Origin of the sequence: Thermosynechococcus sp. HY213 (assembly GCF_031460975.1) — a bacterium.
Lineage (GTDB): Bacteria > Cyanobacteriota > Cyanobacteriia > Thermosynechococcales > Thermosynechococcaceae > Thermosynechococcus.
This window is the reverse complement of record NZ_JAVKVB010000019.1, coordinates 24204-40005: the sequence shown is the minus strand read 5'-3', so window position 1 is coordinate 40005 and position 15802 is coordinate 24204. Positions and strand designations below refer to the sequence as shown.

Below are 15802 nucleotides of genomic sequence, written 5' to 3'. Positions count from 1 at the left end.
GCAAACCTCGTCCGTAGGATGTGAGCAATGATAGGCAACACGACCAAGACGGCAATAGCCTTGCAGGGCTACCGCTGCCTCACGGGAAGTGATACGATTGTAGATCGCTCTAACGACTGACTAGGGCGTGCCCCTTGGGGCAGTATTTTTTCTGATTAACCATCATAACTGCAACAGCCATGACGCAACGTACACTGGGCGGTACTGTCCGCAAACGTAAACGCACCTCTGGGTTCCGCGCGCGCATGCGCACCAAATCGGGTCAGAACGTCATTAAGGCACGGCGGCGTAAAGGACGGGCACGGCTTGCAGTCTAGTGCTCCCTCGTCAACATCGCCTGCGCGATCGCCATGATTTTGACCGCGTCTATCAACACAAAACCGCCCACCACGGCAAACTGGCCGTTCTTTGGCTGGCGCCCCAAGCCGTCAAGGCAGCACCACGGCTGGGCATTGTGGTCAGCAAAAAGGTGAGTAAGCGAGCCGTCGATCGCAACCGTTTGAAACGGCAATGGCGACGGGTGATCGGCTCACTCTTACTGCAGATAGCCGCAGGGTGGGATATGATTGTGGTAGTGCGTCAGGCGGCACTGCAAGTGAGTGACGAGGACTGTCGCGCTGAATTGACGCAGTTAATGGCCAAAGCAGGGGTACTGACGATGCCGGGAATTTCCGAAGACGTTTTCTACGAAGGCGGTCCCCATTGGGGTGACTTGGTGATCAACTTACTGTTGGGGCTAACGGTGATTTGTCTGCCCCTTACCGTTGGTGCCATTGTCCGTGCCCTCTGGCTGCGCTACCGCATTACCAATCGGCGGATTACGGTGATAGGCGGCTGGATGGGGCGCGATCGCTCCGATGTCATTTATAGCGAAATCACCAAAGTCGTCACCGTTCCTCGCGGCTGGGGCGCCTACGGTGATATGGTCGTCACCCTCAAAGATGGTAGCCGCTTAGAAATGCGTGCTGTCCCCCGCTTCCGTGAAATTTATGACTATATTTCTGCCAAATTGAGTCCCGCTGCCAAAAGTGTCAGTGGCGCGATTGGTTCTTAAGACCTAAGATAGTTCTGTTAACTGTTCACCCTTAATTGCAGGATTCCATGGATTTTGGTATCGGTTTCCTCTCCAACAATGTCATGCTGCCAATCCTTGACTTTTTCTATGGGATTGTGCCCAGCTATGGCCTTGCGATTGTGGCGCTGACACTGGTGGTGCGCTTTGCCGTCTATCCCCTCAGTGCGGGATCCATTCGCAATATGCGGCGCATGAAAGTTGTGCAGCCGATCATGCAAAAACGGATGCAGGAAATCCAACAGAAATACAAGGATAATCCTGCCGAACAGCAAAAGGCAATGGCAGAGGTGTACAAGGAGTTTGGTAATCCCTTGGCGGGGTGTTTCCCCCTGCTGTTGCAGTTGCCGATTCTCTTTGCTCTCTTTGCCACGCTCCGCGGATCACCCTTTGCCGATGTGAATTACCAGCTCAACCTACAAATTGTTCCCCCTGATCAAACTGTCTTAGCCCAGCCCTTTGCCACTAAGCCGCAAAATATCTACGTTGATGAGGGCATCCACTTCCCCATTCAGGCGGTGGTTCCCAGCGGTACCAAGATTCCAGTGGGTCAAACGGTGGATCTCCAATTCCAAACCAAGGAGGGGAAACCCTTTAGTGAACTGGCCGCCGCCTATCCCAATAGTCACCTGCAACCCAAGTGGCAAATTATTCGCGGTCAAGAGCGGGCAACCATTGACAGTGAGGGGCATCTGCAAGCCCTGCAACCCGGTGATGTAACGGTTCAGGGAACGATTCCGGGGATTGCGGCGGATAAAGGTTTCCTCTTTATCTCTGCCCTTGGCCATGTGGGTGTCATTGATCAAGGGGAACTCTTCATCACGCTGCCCGATGGCACACGCCAGTTTAATTGGGGCGCGATCCACTGGGATATCCTGATCATGATCCTTGGCTTTGGCGTCAGTCTCTACGTCAACCAGTTGCTCTCTGGCCAAGGCAGCAGCAATAACCCGCAGCAGCAAACTGTGAATCAATTGACGCCGATTATCTTCTCTGGGATGTTCCTCTTTTTCCCACTGCCGGCCGGGGTGCTGCTCTATATGCTAATCGCCAACATCTTCCAGACGGTGCAAACCTTTATTCTCCAACAGGAGCCGCTGCCAGAGAACCTGCAAAAACTCGTGGAGGAGCAGGAACGGGCTGAAGCGATTAAAAATCGGGCTGCTCTCCCCTTTGAGGGCAAGGGGGTTAAAAGTGCCAAGGCCACTAAAGCCAAGCGTCATCCATCAAGTTGAGGGGAGGCATGACCGCTGATCCAATTGCTGCGGGGTGTGCGTGGCTGGAACAGGTGCTTGCTCTAGCAGGCTTTAAGACAACCGTTTCTGTGGTGGAGTCCCCTTTGGCAAGTGTGGTGCCGGGGCACTGGCTAGAGATCGATCGCCAGTCCCTGAGTGCTGCGCAAATTGAATCCCTGCTAGCCAACAATGCCCAAGCTCTCGATGCGTTGCAATATCTGCTCAATGCCACGTTGAATTTGGGGCGATCGCGGGAGGAGCAAACGGCTTTTACCTTGGAATTGGCGGGCTATCGCCGCGCCCGTTATCGCCAGTTGCAGGAGATTGCCCATCAGGTGGCTGCCCAAGTCCTCGACACCGGTAAACCCGTTGAAATTCGCTCCCTATCTGCAGCAGAGCGGCGTGTTGTTCACAGTCTCATCAAGGTAGAGAGCGATCGCCTTGAAACCTTTAGTTATGGAGAGGAACCGGATCGCCGCTTGGTGGTGCAGTTAGCCCAAGGGACTGAGGCCGAGGTGGCGGCTGATGCGCTGGAGCAGGTATAGACCCAAAATCGAGTTGCCACTGCGATCGAGGGGTGGACTGTAGCAGGCGATCGCCCCCTGTCGCGGCACAATGGCCAAAATCACACCACTCACACCCGATTTCACGGGCAAGCCAATTTCTAGGGCATAGCGGGGGGAGTCCTCGTAGAGGCCACAGGTGAGCATGAGCACATTCACCTGCTGACGATGGCGATCGCTCACCTTGTCATGGGGCAGTGCCAACAGGAGACCCAAGCGCGCCACTTCCTCAATCGTTCCTTGGAAACAGCACACCTGATTGTAGATCTCAAGGGCAACCCCGGCATCGGCAATGCGTCCAGACTCCACTAAACAGTGGGCAAGGGTGCGATTTTGCCAGTTGGGATGGCGATAAACGGCTGCTAACACCTCCTGATCCACCTGCAACTGCGTACCCGCACACTCATTGAGCCAAGTCTGAAAGACCGCAACACCGCCAACATCAGCCAATTGGCTAGCAAGGGCGATCGCTCCACTATTAATCATGGGATTGCGCGGCCACCCCTGATCAAGGGTTAACTGCAACACAGAGTTATAGGGGTAATCTGAGGGGCGCTGCCCCACCCACGTCCACACCTGCTCCTGCCACAGCGTCAAGGCATACAGCAGCAAGAAGGGCTTAATTGCGCTCATTAAGGGAAAGCGCAAATTGGAACACCCAAGGGTAAACTGGTGCTTTGGGGTAACAAGGGCAAAGGCAAAGGCTTCAGACCCCACCCGCGGTAGCCGTTGAAGGGGTTCCCCCTGAGGAAGTTCTGCCGATGCAGCCTTGAGCCACTCTTGGATGAGGGCAGGGTCTAGATCCCCCAACATTGCTGAGCCTAAGTATTGGCATCGAGGGAGAGCTGCTCGCTAGTGGTGACCCGTCGCCGCCGCCGCCGACCTGCGGGCACGGAGGCCTCTGGGGTGGATGCTTCCCCGCCGGATTCAGACTCGGTCGTGACTTCTGGCTCACTGGTATTGAGCAGCGCAGTGGCTGGAATCGGCTCGACATTAATCGTGCTAACCACAGGGGCGGGCGGCTCATCAGCAGTCTCTGGGATATCCTCAGGCATTCCCTCACTAACGGGTCGTGCAGTTTTCTGGGGCAGGGGTAGGGGGTCTTGGCCGGGGCGTGCCACCATCACAATCGTTCCCCGCGGATTCTTCACCTCCTCAGAGTGCAACACAAGGGGTGAAATTCCCATTTCCGCATAGACCGCCTGCTCTTGATCCGTCATTGTTACGGTAATCACTTCCGCTGGTTCAGAGCGGCTAGGACGGGCAGGGCGCAGCGGACGGCTCTCCACTTTGACCACTGGCGGCGGCACCGTTTCTGTAGGCGTGGTAATCACCTTGCGACCATTGCCATTTTCAGAGGCACGACGAGGACTGCGGGGGGTTGGTGGATGACTACTGCGGGAAGCACGCGGGCGAATACCCCCTACCGCTTGATAGTCAGGGTGGTTAATGAGTTGGGTCTCTAGACTGCTACTGGCAAAGCCATTGGGTTCAGTGCGGGATTCTAAACTGCGGCGTGGCTCCGGTGGACGCGGCATGGGCGATCGCTCGACAATTTCGCCGGGGCTATCCTCCGGTTCACCGGGTAAATGCACCAAGTGACCCAAGCCACCGCAGGCACTACAGGGACGGCCAAAAAGTTCATAGATATTTTGCCCTTGACGTTTGCGGGTCAGTTCCACCAGCCCCAGTTCTGAGAGTTGAGCAATTTGGGGGCGAGCTTTATCAGCACGCAGGGCTTTACTAAAGTGCTCCAGCAGTTGCAACTGGTCGCGGCGGGAATCCATGTCAATAAAATCCACAATGATCACGCCAGCAATATTGCGCAGTCGCAGTTGGCGAGCAATCTCCGTAGCCGCTTCGCAGTTCGTCCACAGCACTGTTTCCCGCGAGGTGGCTGAACTAGTGAATGAACCAGAGTTCACATCAATGACCGTCAGTGCCTCTGTTGGTTGAATGATGATATAGCCACCGGAGGGCAAATCCACACGGGGTTTCAGGGCTTCACGGATGGCAGCATTCACCCGAAAGTAATCCAAAATGGGAATGGGTTCTTGGTGATAGTCAATGAGAACCCCCACCGGCTTATTGACATTCCAGTTTTTCAGGTGCTGTTTGACCCGTTTGACCCCATCCGGAGTATCCACCACAATGCGGTTGACATCACTGCTATAGACATCCCGCAACACTTTTTGGATAAAGTCATCATCGCGCCCCAGAAGCTGGGGAGGACGGCTGGAGGCCGCCTGCTGTTGGATCGTTTCCCACTGCCGTTGCAGGAGTTCCAGATCCTCAAGTATGGCCTCTTCGGAGACACCCTCAGCCTCTGTACGCACCAGTAGCCCCATGCCAGCGGGTTTGACCAAAATGCCCAAGGCACGTAGCCGATGCCGTTCCGCCTCATTGGTAATCCGTCGCGATAGATTCACCCCCCGACCATAGGGCATCAGCACGAGATAGCGCCCAGGCAGGGAAATATTTCCCGTCAGCCGTGGCCCCTTGGTGCCCGTGGGTTCCTTCATGACCTGAACCAGCACTTTTTGCTGCGGTGCGAGCAATTCCGTGATTGCCCCAGCCGTTCGCTTCAGGCGCAATGGGCCAAGGTCAGTGACATGGATAAAGCCATTACGGGAGGCATCCCCCAAGTTGACAAAGGCAGCATCAATGCCCGGCAGGACATTTTCAACCACCCCAAGGTAGATGTCCCCCACCTGATGGGTGCCCGTGGCCACGATTAATTCTTGAATTTGATCTTCGGCAAAGACCGCCGCTAGCCGATGTTCCTCGGCAATAATAATTTGCTTAGGCATTCATTATCCTTAGAATTTCTTAACAAAATAAACGTCAGCATGAATGGGCTAAAGGCATCTAACACAGTGTTGAGCCACTCTTGCCCCTGTAAGGGACGCGTGCAAGTTTGGCTTTAAGATGGTTGGGAAAAGGGTTCCTGTAGAGGTGGGTTGGCATTGGAACGCAGAACGCAACTCTGGTGATACCTAAAAAGCTCTGCACGACTTGCAGAAGGAAAAGATGTCACCCCATGCCAGCCTTGATGAAAGTCTATGCTTAACCTTTGGTCTCTTAGGCTATGGAGGTTAAGCAAAAGGGATTTTTCTACAGTACCTTTAATGGTCTCTGATTATAGGTATCTCTGTCAAGATTGGCTAGGGGATTTTGCAAAAATTTTCACTGTCGCTGCCGCTAGCCTCTTGAGCACGAGCATAGTGTGCCACTTTGCAAACCTGATAGGACACTTTGGCGATCGCCCACAAAGCTGCTACAACTATAAACATCTATTAAGCGTCTTGGCTAGAAAATTAGCCACATTGAGGAGAATTGCCCATGGGAGTCCACATCAAGCAGGCAGTGGAAGTCGCGACCTATATCATCTCACAACGCCTACAGGGCAAAAAGCGCTTTCCCCTCACCTTGATGCTTGAGCCTCTCTTTCGCTGTAATCTCGCCTGTTCGGGCTGCGGTAAAATTCAGCATCCCCTTGAAGTCCTGCGCAAATATCTCACCCCAGAGGAATGCTTCCGCGCCGTTGAAGAATGTGGTGCACCGATTGTTGCCATTCCCGGTGGGGAACCCCTGCTGCACCCGCAAATTGATGAAATTGTCAGTGGCTTGGTGGCACGGCGGAAGTTTGTTTATCTGTGCACCAACGGTATTCTCCTAGAGGAAAATCTCCATAAATTCAAGCCCTCCCCCTACTTTAGCTTCAGCGTTCACCTCGATGGTCTGCGGGAGTGGCACGACAAATGCGTGGATCGCAAAGGGGTCTTTGATATTGCGGTGAAAGCGATTAAAGCGGCTAAAGCCAAGGGCTTCCGTGTCACCACCAATACGACAATTTTTGAAGGGGTGGATCCTAAGGAAATGCAGGAGTTCTTTGACTTTGTCAGTTCCCTAGGGGTGGATGGCATGATGATCTCGCCGGGCTATGCCTATGAGTGGGCACCGGATCAGGAGCACTTCCTCAAACGGGAGCAAACCCGTGCCCTCTTCCGCGAAATTCTCGCTCCTTACCGCGCGGGTCAGAAGAAATGGAACTTTAACCACAATCCCCTCTTCCTTGATTTCCTGGTCGGTGAAAAGGACTATGAGTGTACCCCTTGGGGAATGCCCAGCTATAGCGTCTTGGGTTGGCAAAAACCCTGCTATCTCCTCAATGAGGGGCATTACAAAACTTGGAAGGAACTGATTGAAAATACCGATTGGGAGAAGTATGGCCACAAAAGTGGCAATCCCAAGTGCCGTGACTGCATGGTGCACTGTGGTTATGAGGCCACCGCTGCCATGGATGCCTTTAACCCAGCCAATATGGTCAAGGCGGCGGGTAGTCTCTTTTAACGCGGGCGCATCAGTTGCCAACGTTGCTCTGCGGTTTCCACTGCGGTTTTCGGGGTTGATTTGCCAAGGAGAACGCTTTCGATCGCTCGTCCAAGGGTTTGGGAAAAGCGGGTATAACCACGGAAGTTGGGACGTGCCTGAGCAGCGGCCATCTGATCTAGAAAAACACGAAGCGCAGGTTGCTGTGCCACAAAGGCCTGATAGCGATCGTTGGTACGCACCCGTTCATTCACGGGCAAATACCCTGTGCCCAAAGCCCACTCCGTCTGAAATTCTTCACTGAGAACGTAGTCCAAAAAGGCTAGAGCAGCCTCTTCCCGTTGCGGTGTTGAGCGAAAGACAAAGAGATTTTCGCCCCCCAGTGCGGTTGCGGCGGTTTTGAGGGCGGGCATGGGTAGAACGCCAAAATCCACCCCCGACTGTTGGAGTTGCGCCAACGTCCAAGGCCCTGTAATTTGCATCGCCACCTCGCCACGAATCAATTGATCCAGTTCATAACCACGTTCCGGAGCAGAGAGTGTCGCTAAGCCTTCTTGTCGCAGGCGTTGCCAAAACTCAAGAGCCGCGATCGCGGGGGGTGTGTCAATGTGGGCGCTTTCTGGTGTGTCTCCGAGACTGCCACCCGCACTCCAAAAGAAGGGCAACCAAGTAAAGACGGCAAATTCCCCTTGGCCAAGGGCAAGGAGTAGTGGGGTGATGCCCTGTGCCTTTAGGGTTTGGCTGACCTGCTCTAATTCCTGCCATGTGCTGGGCAGTGTTTTCACGCCAGCGGCAGCCAATAAACTGGGACGATAAAAAATTCCAAGGTTGTTGGTGGCAAAGGGAATAGACCAGTAATGGTTGCCGTAGCGCATTGTTGGTATCAGAGCAGGACTAACTTGATCGCGGTAGGGGGAAGCTTGCCACCAGTCATCAAGGGGACGCAGGGCACCCAGATCAACAAACTGCCCCGTGATCGTGGGGTTATACCAGAGCAGATCTGGGGCGGCATTGCCCACCACTGCGGCCAGAATTTTCGGTAACTGCTGGTCGGGTTGGCCAACGTAGAGAGCTTGGACATGAATCTGGGGATGGCGGGCGTTGAAGCGATCCACAAGACGCTGGAGGATCACGCGGTTGGCGGGTGGGTTGACCCCATGCCAAAACACGAGTTCAATGGGCTTCGTAGATTGGGTTGCCGTTGTACAGCCGATGAGCAGTAGGGCTAAGAAACCCAGTAGGAGTGCGAACCAGCCGCGTCTATTGCAGACGATCAATCGTGCGGTATTGAATGGCTTCGGCCACATGGGCAGCGGCAATCGTTTCACAGTCGGCCAGATCAGCAATGGTACGGGCTACTTTTAGGATACGGTCTGTGGCGCGTGCCGAGAGTCCCAGTTGGGCGATCGCCCGTTCTAAGAGATTAGTCGAAGTCTCATCCAAACGACACCACTGGCGCAGATGGCGGCTTTGCATTTGGGCGTTGCAGTGGAGAGTGGGTTCTTGAGCAAATCGCTGTTGGGCGCGTTGGCGTGCCGCCAAGACCCGCTGCCGTACCGTGGCTGAATCTTCCCCTAGGGTTTGGCGGGTCATTTCCTCGGGCTTGAGGCGGCTGACACTCACTTGCAGATCAATGCGATCCAGCAGGGGGCCAGAGAGCTTTGCCCAATACTGTTCTCGCTGGCGCGGCGAGCAGGTACAGGGTTGCACTGGATCGCCATAGTAGCCACAGGGGCAGGGATTGGTGCTGGCCACGAGGGTAAATTGCGCCGGGAACACCACGGATTGGCGGGTGCGGGCAATGGTGACTTGGCCATCTTCAAGGGGCTGCCGCAAAAACTCCAACACATCCCGCTTGAATTCCGTTAATTCATCAAGAAAGAGCACCCCCCGATGGGCAAGGGAGATTTCCCCCGGACGCGGATAACTGCCACCGCCCACAAGGGCAGGGCCAGAGGCAGAATGGTGCGGACTCCGAAAAGGGGGTTCTTGGAGCAATTGGCCGCGTTCTTTGAGCAGTCCAGCCACGGAGTGAATTTTGGTGACTTCAAGGGCTTCCTCAAAGGTCAAGGGCGGCAAGATGGTGGGTAACCGCCGTGCCAACATTGTTTTGCCACTGCCCGGTGGCCCGACAAAGATGAGATTGTGCCCACCCGCAGCCGCAATTTCGAGGGCACGCCGCGCTTGATACTGCCCCTTCACGTCCTTAAGGTCGAGACTAAAGCGGGGAGAGGGTGGGGCATGCAAACTCAGGGAATTGGCTGCTGGCGATCGCGAGCTGGGGTCATTCAAAAAGGCTGCGACTTCGGCAAGAGTGTGGCAACCATAGACCTTTAGCCCCTGCACCACCGCTGCTTCAGTGACATTGGCCATGGGCACCACAAGACCGGTCATGCCTTGGGCTTGCGCCGCAACGGCGATCGCCAGTACCCCGGCCACGGGTTGCAAGGTGCCATCAAGGGACACTTCGCCGAGAAAGAGATGATCGCCGAGTAAATCCGTTGCAACCTGTCCTGAAGCAGCTAGGATACCAATGCTAATGGGGAGATCAAAGCTAGGGCCTTCCTTACGTAAATCGGCGGGGGTGAGATTAATAACAATTCGCCGCATCGGGAAGCTAAAACCGGCATTGCGAATCGCCGCCTTAACGCGCTCCCGTGCCTCTTGCACACCCGCATCGGGCAGACCGACCACCACAATCCCCGGCAAGCCGCTAGAAACATCTACTTCGACGCCGACGGGAATCGCGTCAATTCCTAGAACGGCAGCACTCCAAACCCGTGCCAGCATAGCCTCAAAATCAGAAAGAGCACCGACGACTGGCCGTGTTTCGTCTCGGTGCCCTTAACTGGTTCGCTCCTCACACACTTAATGACCTTAGCAGATGTATCGCTAATTTGTCACCATTGCATAGGATTTTTCATGAAGTTTATTTGCAAAACCCCAATTTCTGTGTCCAGTCTTAGCGCAAAGTGCCTAAGGTATGCCGCCAAGCCAACTCTTTGTTGATAATTTCGAGCGATCGCCGTTCAGTTCCACTGAACAGTGGCGTAATGGTTTCCAGAATTTGCCCCAACAAGGGTGCGGCATAGTTCCCCGTTGAGCGTAACAAATGGGCATAGTAGCGAAACTGGGCTTGACCTTGGGCACTGCGATGAAAGGCCAACACCTCAGCAGTGGTCAATTGCCACACGGGCGTATTCACAGGCACCACAAGGGTGGGCATCCCCTGCTGGCCATAGAGGCGATCCTCAGTAGTCACCAAATGACCAATGAGGGCAATCCACAGCAGTGTACGGGTTTCACTGACCAAATCGGGACTGAGAAAGGTGTCGGCATTGGTGGTGAGGCGCGGGCTGATCTGATGGAACTGGGGATTCAACAGTTGAGAGTTGTAAATGACCCCGACTGCCCAGTGGCGCTGCTCATCCTCGAGCTTGACAAAGCGACCAAAGCCATAGTCTTCTGGGGCGGGGGGATGGGGCACATCCAAGCGATCCACCAGTTGCGCCACATAATCGCAGTGGGAGTTGGACTTGACGATGTGTCCGAGGTAAATGGCCTGCTCACTCATAGCTTGCCGCTAGGACCTGCTGTTGAATCTCAATGAGTTCTTGAATCCCTTGGCTGGCGACATCGAGAAGGCGATCGAGGGTTGGCCGATCAAAGGAACCGATCTCTGCTGTACCTTGAACCTCAATGAACTGACCATTGGCCGTCATCACGACATTGAAATCGACACTGGCTGCCACATCCTCAGCGTAGCTCAAATCCAAATAGGGGTCGCCATCAATCAGCCCCACAGAGACTGCCGCCACCTGATGACATAGGGGAGATTCGCTAAGTACCCCTTCCTGAAGTAAGGTACTCAGGGCATCCACAAGGGCAATGTAGCCCCCTGTAATCGCCAGCGATCGCGTGCCGGCATCGGCTTGGAGCACATCCGCATCCACAATGAGCGTGCGCTCCCCCAGTAAGGATAAGTCCAAAGCAGAGCGTAAGCTACGACCAATCAGGCGTTGAATTTCTTGGGTGCGCCCAGAGAGTTTGAGAAATTCTCGCTCTTGCCGTGGCCGCGTTGCACTGGGCAGCATGCGGTACTCTGCGGTGAGCCAGCCTTGGCCTGTGCCTTCTAAAAACTTGGGTACGCCTTCCTTGAGACTAACAGTGCACAACACTTGAGTTTGCCCCGCTTGGGCGAGCACTGAACCTAAGGCAAATTGGGTGAAATGCCGCTGAAACTGGTGCGATCGCAATTCCTGTGGTTGACGGCCATCGGGTCGCTGCCACCCCATGCTTGACTCCCTCTCAATTACCTTCCCTATTAGAGCTTATTTTCTGGAGCCAGCGCGAGACCTTGCCATTGGGCGATCGCCCGAGGATTGGAGATAATGTAGTTATTGCTACACGCTATACTCTTTTGCCAATGCTAAATAAAGATTAGCCCGTTGCCATAAAGAAGGAGTTTGACATTGAAAAAGGTAGAAGCCATTATTCGTCCCTTCAAACTGGATGAAGTCAAGATCGCCCTTGTCAATGCGGGCATTGTCGGCATGACCGTCTCCGAAGTACGCGGCTTTGGGCGGCAAAAGGGGCAAACCGAGCGCTACCGCGGCTCCGAATACACAGTAGAATTTTTACAAAAGTTAAAAATTGAGATTGTCGTTGAAGACAGTCAAGTGGATATGGTCGTGGCGAAAATTATTGAGGCTGCCCGCACGGGGGAAATTGGCGACGGCAAAATTTTTGTGACGCCCGTTGAGCAGGTCATTCGCATCCGCACCAGCGAAAAAGATCACGAGGCGGTTTAGGAGCGGATGCCGAAGATCTCTGGCCACACCCAGCTTCTGGGGGTGATTGGCGACCCGATTGCCCACACCCTCTCACCGGCAATGCACAATGCCGCGTTGGAGCATTTGGGTCTGGACTATGTCTATGTGCCCTTTTGGGTGAAGCCGCAGCAGTTGGGGGTGGCGATCGCTGGCCTCGATGCCCTGAATGTCGTTGGCTTTAATGTCACCCTTCCCCACAAAGAAACCATCCTTCCCTATTTGGCGGATGTCAGCGACCTCGCACAGCAGGTGGGGGCAGTCAACACCGTCTATCGCAGTGAAAAGGGATGGGTGGGTACCAATACCGATGTGCATGGCTTCTTGGCACCACTGCGGCAACAGTCCTACCCGTGGTCGGAGATTGCTGTTTTAGTCTTGGGCTATGGGGGTGCCGCGCGAGCCGTGGTCACTGCCTGTTATGACTTGGGCTGTCGGCAGATCTATATCAGTGGTCGCCAAGGGGAACGGCTAGAGGCCTTTGTTGCCAGTTGGCCACAGATCACGCTCCATCCCCTTTTATGGTCAGAGCGGGTCAGTTGTTTGGAGAAAGTCAGCCTTGTGGTCAATACCACCCCCATTGGCATGAGTCCCCATACTGGCACCACCCCCCTCACAGCCGAGGACTTGGCACGATTGCCCACCACCGCCATTGTCTATGACCTCATCTACAAACCTCGCCCCACCCTTCTTTTGCAATTAGCGATGGCACGGGGACTGCAAACCTTCGACGGCCTTGCCATGCTTCTCCATCAGGGAGCCGCAGCCTTGGAGTACTGGATTGGCCAACCCGCCCCCACTGCCATCATGGCCACTGCCCTTGAAAGTGCCCTAGGGATGGAGAAATAACATGACACCTTGGCTGTCAGAACTAAGGTGGTTATCGGCGGTTTTGCTGGTGTCGCTCTTCATGGCCCTAGGCATTAAATTTATTGCCCCCCTCTATCCCTTGCCGCCAAATTTGGGGCTAATTACTTTACTGCTCCTTTTACCGGCAGCTTTGATGGGGATTGTTTTACTGAGTCTCAACCAAAACGATAACCAAAACCGCGCACCGTAAGAATGTATTGGGGATGACTGGGATCGGTTTCAATTTTCTCCCGCAGCCAGCGGATGTGGACATCAACCGTTTTGCTATCGCCAATAAAGTCATGCCCCCACACTTGATCGAGTAACTGCTCCCGTGGCCAAACGCGGCGAGGGTGACGCATAAACAGTTCAAGCAGTTTATATTCTTTGGGGGAGAGATTGATCTCCTTGCCCCGCAGGGTTACGCGGCATTCTTGGGAATAGAGGCAGAGATCGCGAAAGCGCAGCACCGTTGGCACTGTAGCCTGTTGAATTTGCGTCCGCCGCAATAGGGCACGACAGCGCGCCAGCATCTCCCGCATGCCAAAGGGCTTGGCCAAGTAGTCATCGGCACCAATTTCAAGGCCAACCACTCGATCAATTTCACTGCCTTTGGCACTGATCATGAGAATGGGAACTGTACAGCCTTCACGGCGAATTAAGCGGCATAGGTCTAATCCATTGATGCCCGGCAGCATGACATCTAGGATGATCAAATGCACCTCTGCCTTTTCAGGATTAGTATCCGTCAAGAGATAGGTATTAATGAGATTGAGAGCCTCATAACCATCACTGGCCACAAGGGTATGGTAGCCTTCCTCCTGCAAAGCAAGGACAAGGGTTTCCCGAATCAGGTCTTCATCTTCAACCACTAAGATGTTGGCAAGGGCAGGTGGTGTGGCAAAAGGAGCCTTGGCGGGTTCGGCGGCTGTATCAATAGAAAGCATAAAAAACCTGCGTAGTGCCCGGTTGGCTTCATTCTATCACTGCGGTTCCTTGCCCCTATTGGTTCTTGAAGTTCATCGGGCCTGTGTATTGACTCAGCCGACTGAGTTCACTGAGCGATCGCGTGCCGGAGTAAAGCTGATCGTTGATTTCCCATGTGGGATAGCCCTGAATTCCCTTGGCACGGCAGCGTTCCACTTGGGGATTGGCACCATTGGGGTCACATTCAACATAGTTGAGTTCCCGTACTGCCTGCTTACCAAAGAGTTCCTTTTGATCGTGGCAGTGGCTACACCAATAGGCACCATACATAACCGCTCCCACTTGGGTGAGATGGCGAGCGAGGGCCATTTCCGCCGCACCTGAGGTATTGACGATGGGGATGCCAGGACCCTCAGGGTTGGCCATGCGGGCATTATAGATGCCAAAGACGGCCACCAGCGTAATCACAGCAGTAATCACGCCATTGAAAAAGAGTTGGCCGCGATCGCTCCATTCACGACCAATAATCGTCAAGATTAAAAATGTAAAGCTAAAGACGGCTGAGGCAATGCAATAGGGACAAGTGGCCTTAATCTCTGTAACCAAGATATACATGAGGTAACTGCTGAAGCTGGCCATGGCCGTTGCCCCCAGAAAGAGCAAAAGCCAAGTGGTGTTTTCAGCATTGCGGCGGAGTTCTTTTTGCTGCGGCTGGTTCAACAACAGGGGCAGGGCCGCCAACGACAGCATCCCCGTGTAGGCGACAAAGCCAATGAGGGAGAGGGGAATACCAAACACGGTTGCCCAAGGACTATTGAGGACAATGTCACAGCCATCGGTGGGACAAGTGACCTCTTGATTGGTCAGCTTGGCGATCGTCAGGTAGGCGGTCACCACCATGCCAGCGAGGGCAACCCCGCCAATCAACCACCGTGACCAACGATGAATCCAAGGAGTGGAGCGTCGTCGAACCATAGGTGAGCCTCCGCATTGAATCATTTTTCATCATACCGATTGGCAGACAGCACCGCTTGGGCATTGCGGCGCCATTGGGCGGGTTTAATTCGCCGTAGGGCAGAACCACGGGTGAGTTCATCCCATGCTGCATCGCTGAGGGTGGCGAGTTCCTCTAGAGAAGTCTTCAAGAGGGGCGATCGCGGGGCAAAGTCGGCCACATCCGTGGGTTGAGCAAAGCGTTGATTCCAAGGACACACTTCCTGGCAAATGTCACAGCCGGCAACCCAGCCTTCTAAATGAGCAGCAATGGCGGGGGGAATTTCCGGGGCACGGCTTTCGATCGTGTGGTAGGCAATGCAGCGGTTGGCATCCACCACATAGGGTTCAACAATGGCGCCGGTGGGACAGGCGGCCAAGCAACGGGTACAGGTGCCGCAGTGATTAGTGTGGGGGCGATCGCCCGTCAACTCCAACGTGGTGATTAACTCTCCCAAGAAAATCCACGAGCCATACTGCCGCGAAATCACATTACTGTGCTTGCCAATCCAGCCAATTCCCGCCTGCTCCGCCCACACTTTGTCCTGTACCGGGCCTGTATCCACATACCAACGGTAGTCCATTTCAGGTACCTGAGCCTGCAGCCATTGCCCTAGGGCTTGCAAGCGTTTTCCCAAAACCCGATGGTAATCCCGCCCCCACGCATAGCGGGCAATTTTCACCTTAGGGGGTGGCTCTGGATCAGGCTGATAGTAATTGAGGGCAACGGAAATCACCGATCGCGCTCCCGTCAGGACGGCTTGAATCTCCTGTCGCCGCGGGTTGGCCATCCACGCCATCTCCCCTTGGAAGCCTTGGGCTAACCAGCGTTGTAGGGCAGCCACCCCAGAAGGATGGTCATGGGTATAGGCGCGCAAATCCACAATCCCCACCCGATGGAACCCCAACTGATGGGCAAATTGCTTAATCGCAGCAGCAGTAATCATAGAGAAATAATATCTCGCTCCTGTGAAAAGGGCTGTAGGATGAGGTTGCACCGTT

17 protein-coding genes and 1 pseudogene are annotated in these 15802 nt (G+C 54.5%); 9 read left to right on the top strand and 9 right to left on the bottom strand.

Features of this window, described 5'->3' with window-relative positions:
* Window positions 1-179 precede the first annotated feature (179 nt).
* The 5 genes and pseudogenes from rpmH (at window position 180) to RHK62_RS13050 (ending at window position 2852) form a co-directional block, all read left to right on the top strand.
* Complete coding sequence (gene rpmH, locus RHK62_RS13070; protein ID WP_099799755.1) at window positions 180-317, top strand: 50S ribosomal protein L34; 138 nt, start codon at window positions 180-182, stop codon at window positions 315-317.
* Window positions 317-634: pseudogene (gene rnpA, locus RHK62_RS13065) on the top strand (ribonuclease P protein component); the annotation flags it as partial. The gene rpmH and the pseudogene rnpA, both read left to right, overlap by 1 nt.
* A 24-nt stretch (window positions 635-658) precedes the next feature.
* On the top strand, window positions 659-1054 hold the full coding sequence (locus RHK62_RS13060; protein WP_225901724.1) for a PH domain-containing protein: 396 nt from the start codon (window positions 659-661) through the stop codon (window positions 1052-1054).
* A 47-nt stretch (window positions 1055-1101) separates the two neighbouring features.
* On the top strand, window positions 1102-2307 hold the full coding sequence (gene yidC, locus RHK62_RS13055; protein WP_206200527.1) for a membrane protein insertase YidC: 1206 nt from the start codon (window positions 1102-1104) through the stop codon (window positions 2305-2307).
* Between the two features lie 8 nt (window positions 2308-2315).
* Window positions 2316-2852 (top strand): R3H domain-containing nucleic acid-binding protein, encoded by a 537-nt coding sequence (locus RHK62_RS13050; RefSeq protein WP_302678507.1) that lies wholly within the window; start codon window positions 2316-2318, stop codon window positions 2850-2852.
* Here the strand turns inward: RHK62_RS13050 and RHK62_RS13045 are convergent.
* The gene (locus RHK62_RS13045; protein WP_310453822.1) at window positions 2799-3683 is read right to left on the bottom strand and encodes a glutaminase; all 885 of its coding nucleotides are present in this window, start codon (window positions 3681-3683) and stop codon (window positions 2799-2801) included. The two genes, RHK62_RS13050 and RHK62_RS13045, sit on opposite strands and share 54 nt — an antisense overlap.
* An 8-nt stretch (window positions 3684-3691) precedes the next feature.
* Window positions 3692-5680: an Rne/Rng family ribonuclease gene (locus RHK62_RS13040; protein WP_206200524.1), complete on the bottom strand. Its 1989-nt coding sequence runs from the start codon at window positions 5678-5680 to the stop codon at window positions 3692-3694.
* Window positions 5681-6212: 532 nt separating this feature from the next.
* Between RHK62_RS13040 and hpnH the strand changes: the two genes are divergently transcribed.
* Window positions 6213-7223, top strand: a complete 1011-nt coding sequence (hpnH, locus tag RHK62_RS13035; protein ID WP_206200523.1) for an adenosyl-hopene transferase HpnH — start codon at window positions 6213-6215, stop codon at window positions 7221-7223.
* Here hpnH and RHK62_RS13030 read toward each other — a convergent pair.
* The 4 genes from RHK62_RS13030 to rph all read right to left on the bottom strand — a co-directional run bounded on the left by RHK62_RS13030 (window position 7220) and on the right by rph (window position 11497).
* Complete coding sequence (locus RHK62_RS13030) at window positions 7220-8479, bottom strand: ABC transporter substrate-binding protein (RefSeq protein ID WP_310453821.1); 1260 nt, start codon at window positions 8477-8479, stop codon at window positions 7220-7222. The genes hpnH and RHK62_RS13030 overlap by 4 nt on opposite strands.
* Window positions 8463-9992 carry a YifB family Mg chelatase-like AAA ATPase gene (locus RHK62_RS13025; RefSeq protein WP_302678503.1) on the bottom strand — a complete coding sequence of 510 codons (1530 nt, stop codon included), beginning with the start codon at window positions 9990-9992 and terminating at the stop codon, window positions 8463-8465. Before RHK62_RS13025 ends, RHK62_RS13030 begins: the two co-directional genes overlap by 17 nt.
* Before the next feature lie 172 nt (window positions 9993-10164).
* Complete coding sequence (locus RHK62_RS13020; protein WP_206200520.1) at window positions 10165-10776, bottom strand: hypothetical protein; 612 nt, start codon at window positions 10774-10776, stop codon at window positions 10165-10167.
* A complete protein-coding gene (rph, locus tag RHK62_RS13015) occupies window positions 10769-11497 on the bottom strand; it encodes a ribonuclease PH (RefSeq protein WP_310453820.1) in 729 nt (242 codons plus the stop codon). Before rph ends, RHK62_RS13020 begins: the two co-directional genes overlap by 8 nt.
* Before the next feature lie 177 nt (window positions 11498-11674).
* Here rph and RHK62_RS13010 point away from each other — a divergent pair, with 177 nt between their 5' ends.
* From RHK62_RS13010 to RHK62_RS13000, 3 genes are read left to right on the top strand one after another with little or no spacing between them, the layout of a single operon-like run.
* On the top strand, window positions 11675-12013 hold the full coding sequence (locus RHK62_RS13010) for a P-II family nitrogen regulator (RefSeq protein ID WP_206200518.1): 339 nt from the start codon (window positions 11675-11677) through the stop codon (window positions 12011-12013).
* 6 nt (window positions 12014-12019) lie between these two features.
* On the top strand, window positions 12020-12880 hold the full coding sequence (locus tag RHK62_RS13005) for a shikimate dehydrogenase (protein WP_206200517.1): 861 nt from the start codon (window positions 12020-12022) through the stop codon (window positions 12878-12880).
* 1 nt (window position 12881) lies between these two features.
* Complete coding sequence (locus tag RHK62_RS13000; RefSeq protein WP_206200516.1) at window positions 12882-13091, top strand: hypothetical protein; 210 nt, start codon at window positions 12882-12884, stop codon at window positions 13089-13091.
* Here the strand turns inward: RHK62_RS13000 and RHK62_RS12995 are convergent.
* Genes RHK62_RS12995 through queG form a run of 3 tightly spaced genes read right to left on the bottom strand, consistent with a single transcriptional unit; the run spans window position 13057 to window position 15747 of the window.
* A complete protein-coding gene (locus RHK62_RS12995) occupies window positions 13057-13827 on the bottom strand; it encodes a winged helix-turn-helix domain-containing protein (protein WP_206200515.1) in 771 nt (256 codons plus the stop codon). The two genes, RHK62_RS13000 and RHK62_RS12995, sit on opposite strands and share 35 nt — an antisense overlap.
* 55 nt (window positions 13828-13882) lie before the next feature.
* Window positions 13883-14782, bottom strand: coding sequence for a vitamin K epoxide reductase family protein (locus tag RHK62_RS12990; RefSeq protein ID WP_225901597.1), 900 nt, complete (start codon window positions 14780-14782; stop codon window positions 13883-13885).
* 20 nt (window positions 14783-14802) lie between these two features.
* A complete protein-coding gene (queG, locus tag RHK62_RS12985) occupies window positions 14803-15747 on the bottom strand; it encodes a tRNA epoxyqueuosine(34) reductase QueG (protein WP_206200513.1) in 945 nt (314 codons plus the stop codon).
* Window positions 15748-15802 lie beyond the last annotated feature (55 nt).

Coding starts and splice junctions, on each gene's coding strand:
- rpmH (WP_099799755.1), top strand. CDS start 180: ATGACGCAACGTACACTGGGCGGTACTGTCCGCAAACGTAAACGCACC.
- RHK62_RS13005 (WP_206200517.1), top strand. CDS start 12,020: ATGCCGAAGATCTCTGGCCACACCCAGCTTCTGGGGGTGATTGGCGAC.
- RHK62_RS12990 (WP_225901597.1), bottom strand. CDS start 14,782: ATGGTTCGACGACGCTCCACTCCTTGGATTCATCGTTGGTCACGGTGG.
- RHK62_RS13050 (WP_302678507.1), top strand. CDS start 2,316: ATGACCGCTGATCCAATTGCTGCGGGGTGTGCGTGGCTGGAACAGGTG.
- queG (WP_206200513.1), bottom strand. CDS start 15,747: ATGATTACTGCTGCTGCGATTAAGCAATTTGCCCATCAGTTGGGGTTC.
- RHK62_RS13045 (WP_310453822.1), bottom strand. CDS start 3,683: ATGTTGGGGGATCTAGACCCTGCCCTCATCCAAGAGTGGCTCAAGGCT.
- RHK62_RS13040 (WP_206200524.1), bottom strand. CDS start 5,680: ATGCCTAAGCAAATTATTATTGCCGAGGAACATCGGCTAGCGGCGGTC.
- yidC (WP_206200527.1), top strand. CDS start 1,102: ATGGATTTTGGTATCGGTTTCCTCTCCAACAATGTCATGCTGCCAATC.
- hpnH (WP_206200523.1), top strand. CDS start 6,213: ATGGGAGTCCACATCAAGCAGGCAGTGGAAGTCGCGACCTATATCATC.
- rph (WP_310453820.1), bottom strand. CDS start 11,497: ATGGGGTGGCAGCGACCCGATGGCCGTCAACCACAGGAATTGCGATCG.
- RHK62_RS13025 (WP_302678503.1), bottom strand. CDS start 9,992: ATGCTGGCACGGGTTTGGAGTGCTGCCGTTCTAGGAATTGACGCGATT.
- RHK62_RS13020 (WP_206200520.1), bottom strand. CDS start 10,776: ATGAGTGAGCAGGCCATTTACCTCGGACACATCGTCAAGTCCAACTCC.
- RHK62_RS13000 (WP_206200516.1), top strand. CDS start 12,882: ATGACACCTTGGCTGTCAGAACTAAGGTGGTTATCGGCGGTTTTGCTG.
- RHK62_RS13060 (WP_225901724.1), top strand. CDS start 659: ATGCCGGGAATTTCCGAAGACGTTTTCTACGAAGGCGGTCCCCATTGG.
- RHK62_RS12995 (WP_206200515.1), bottom strand. CDS start 13,827: ATGCTTTCTATTGATACAGCCGCCGAACCCGCCAAGGCTCCTTTTGCC.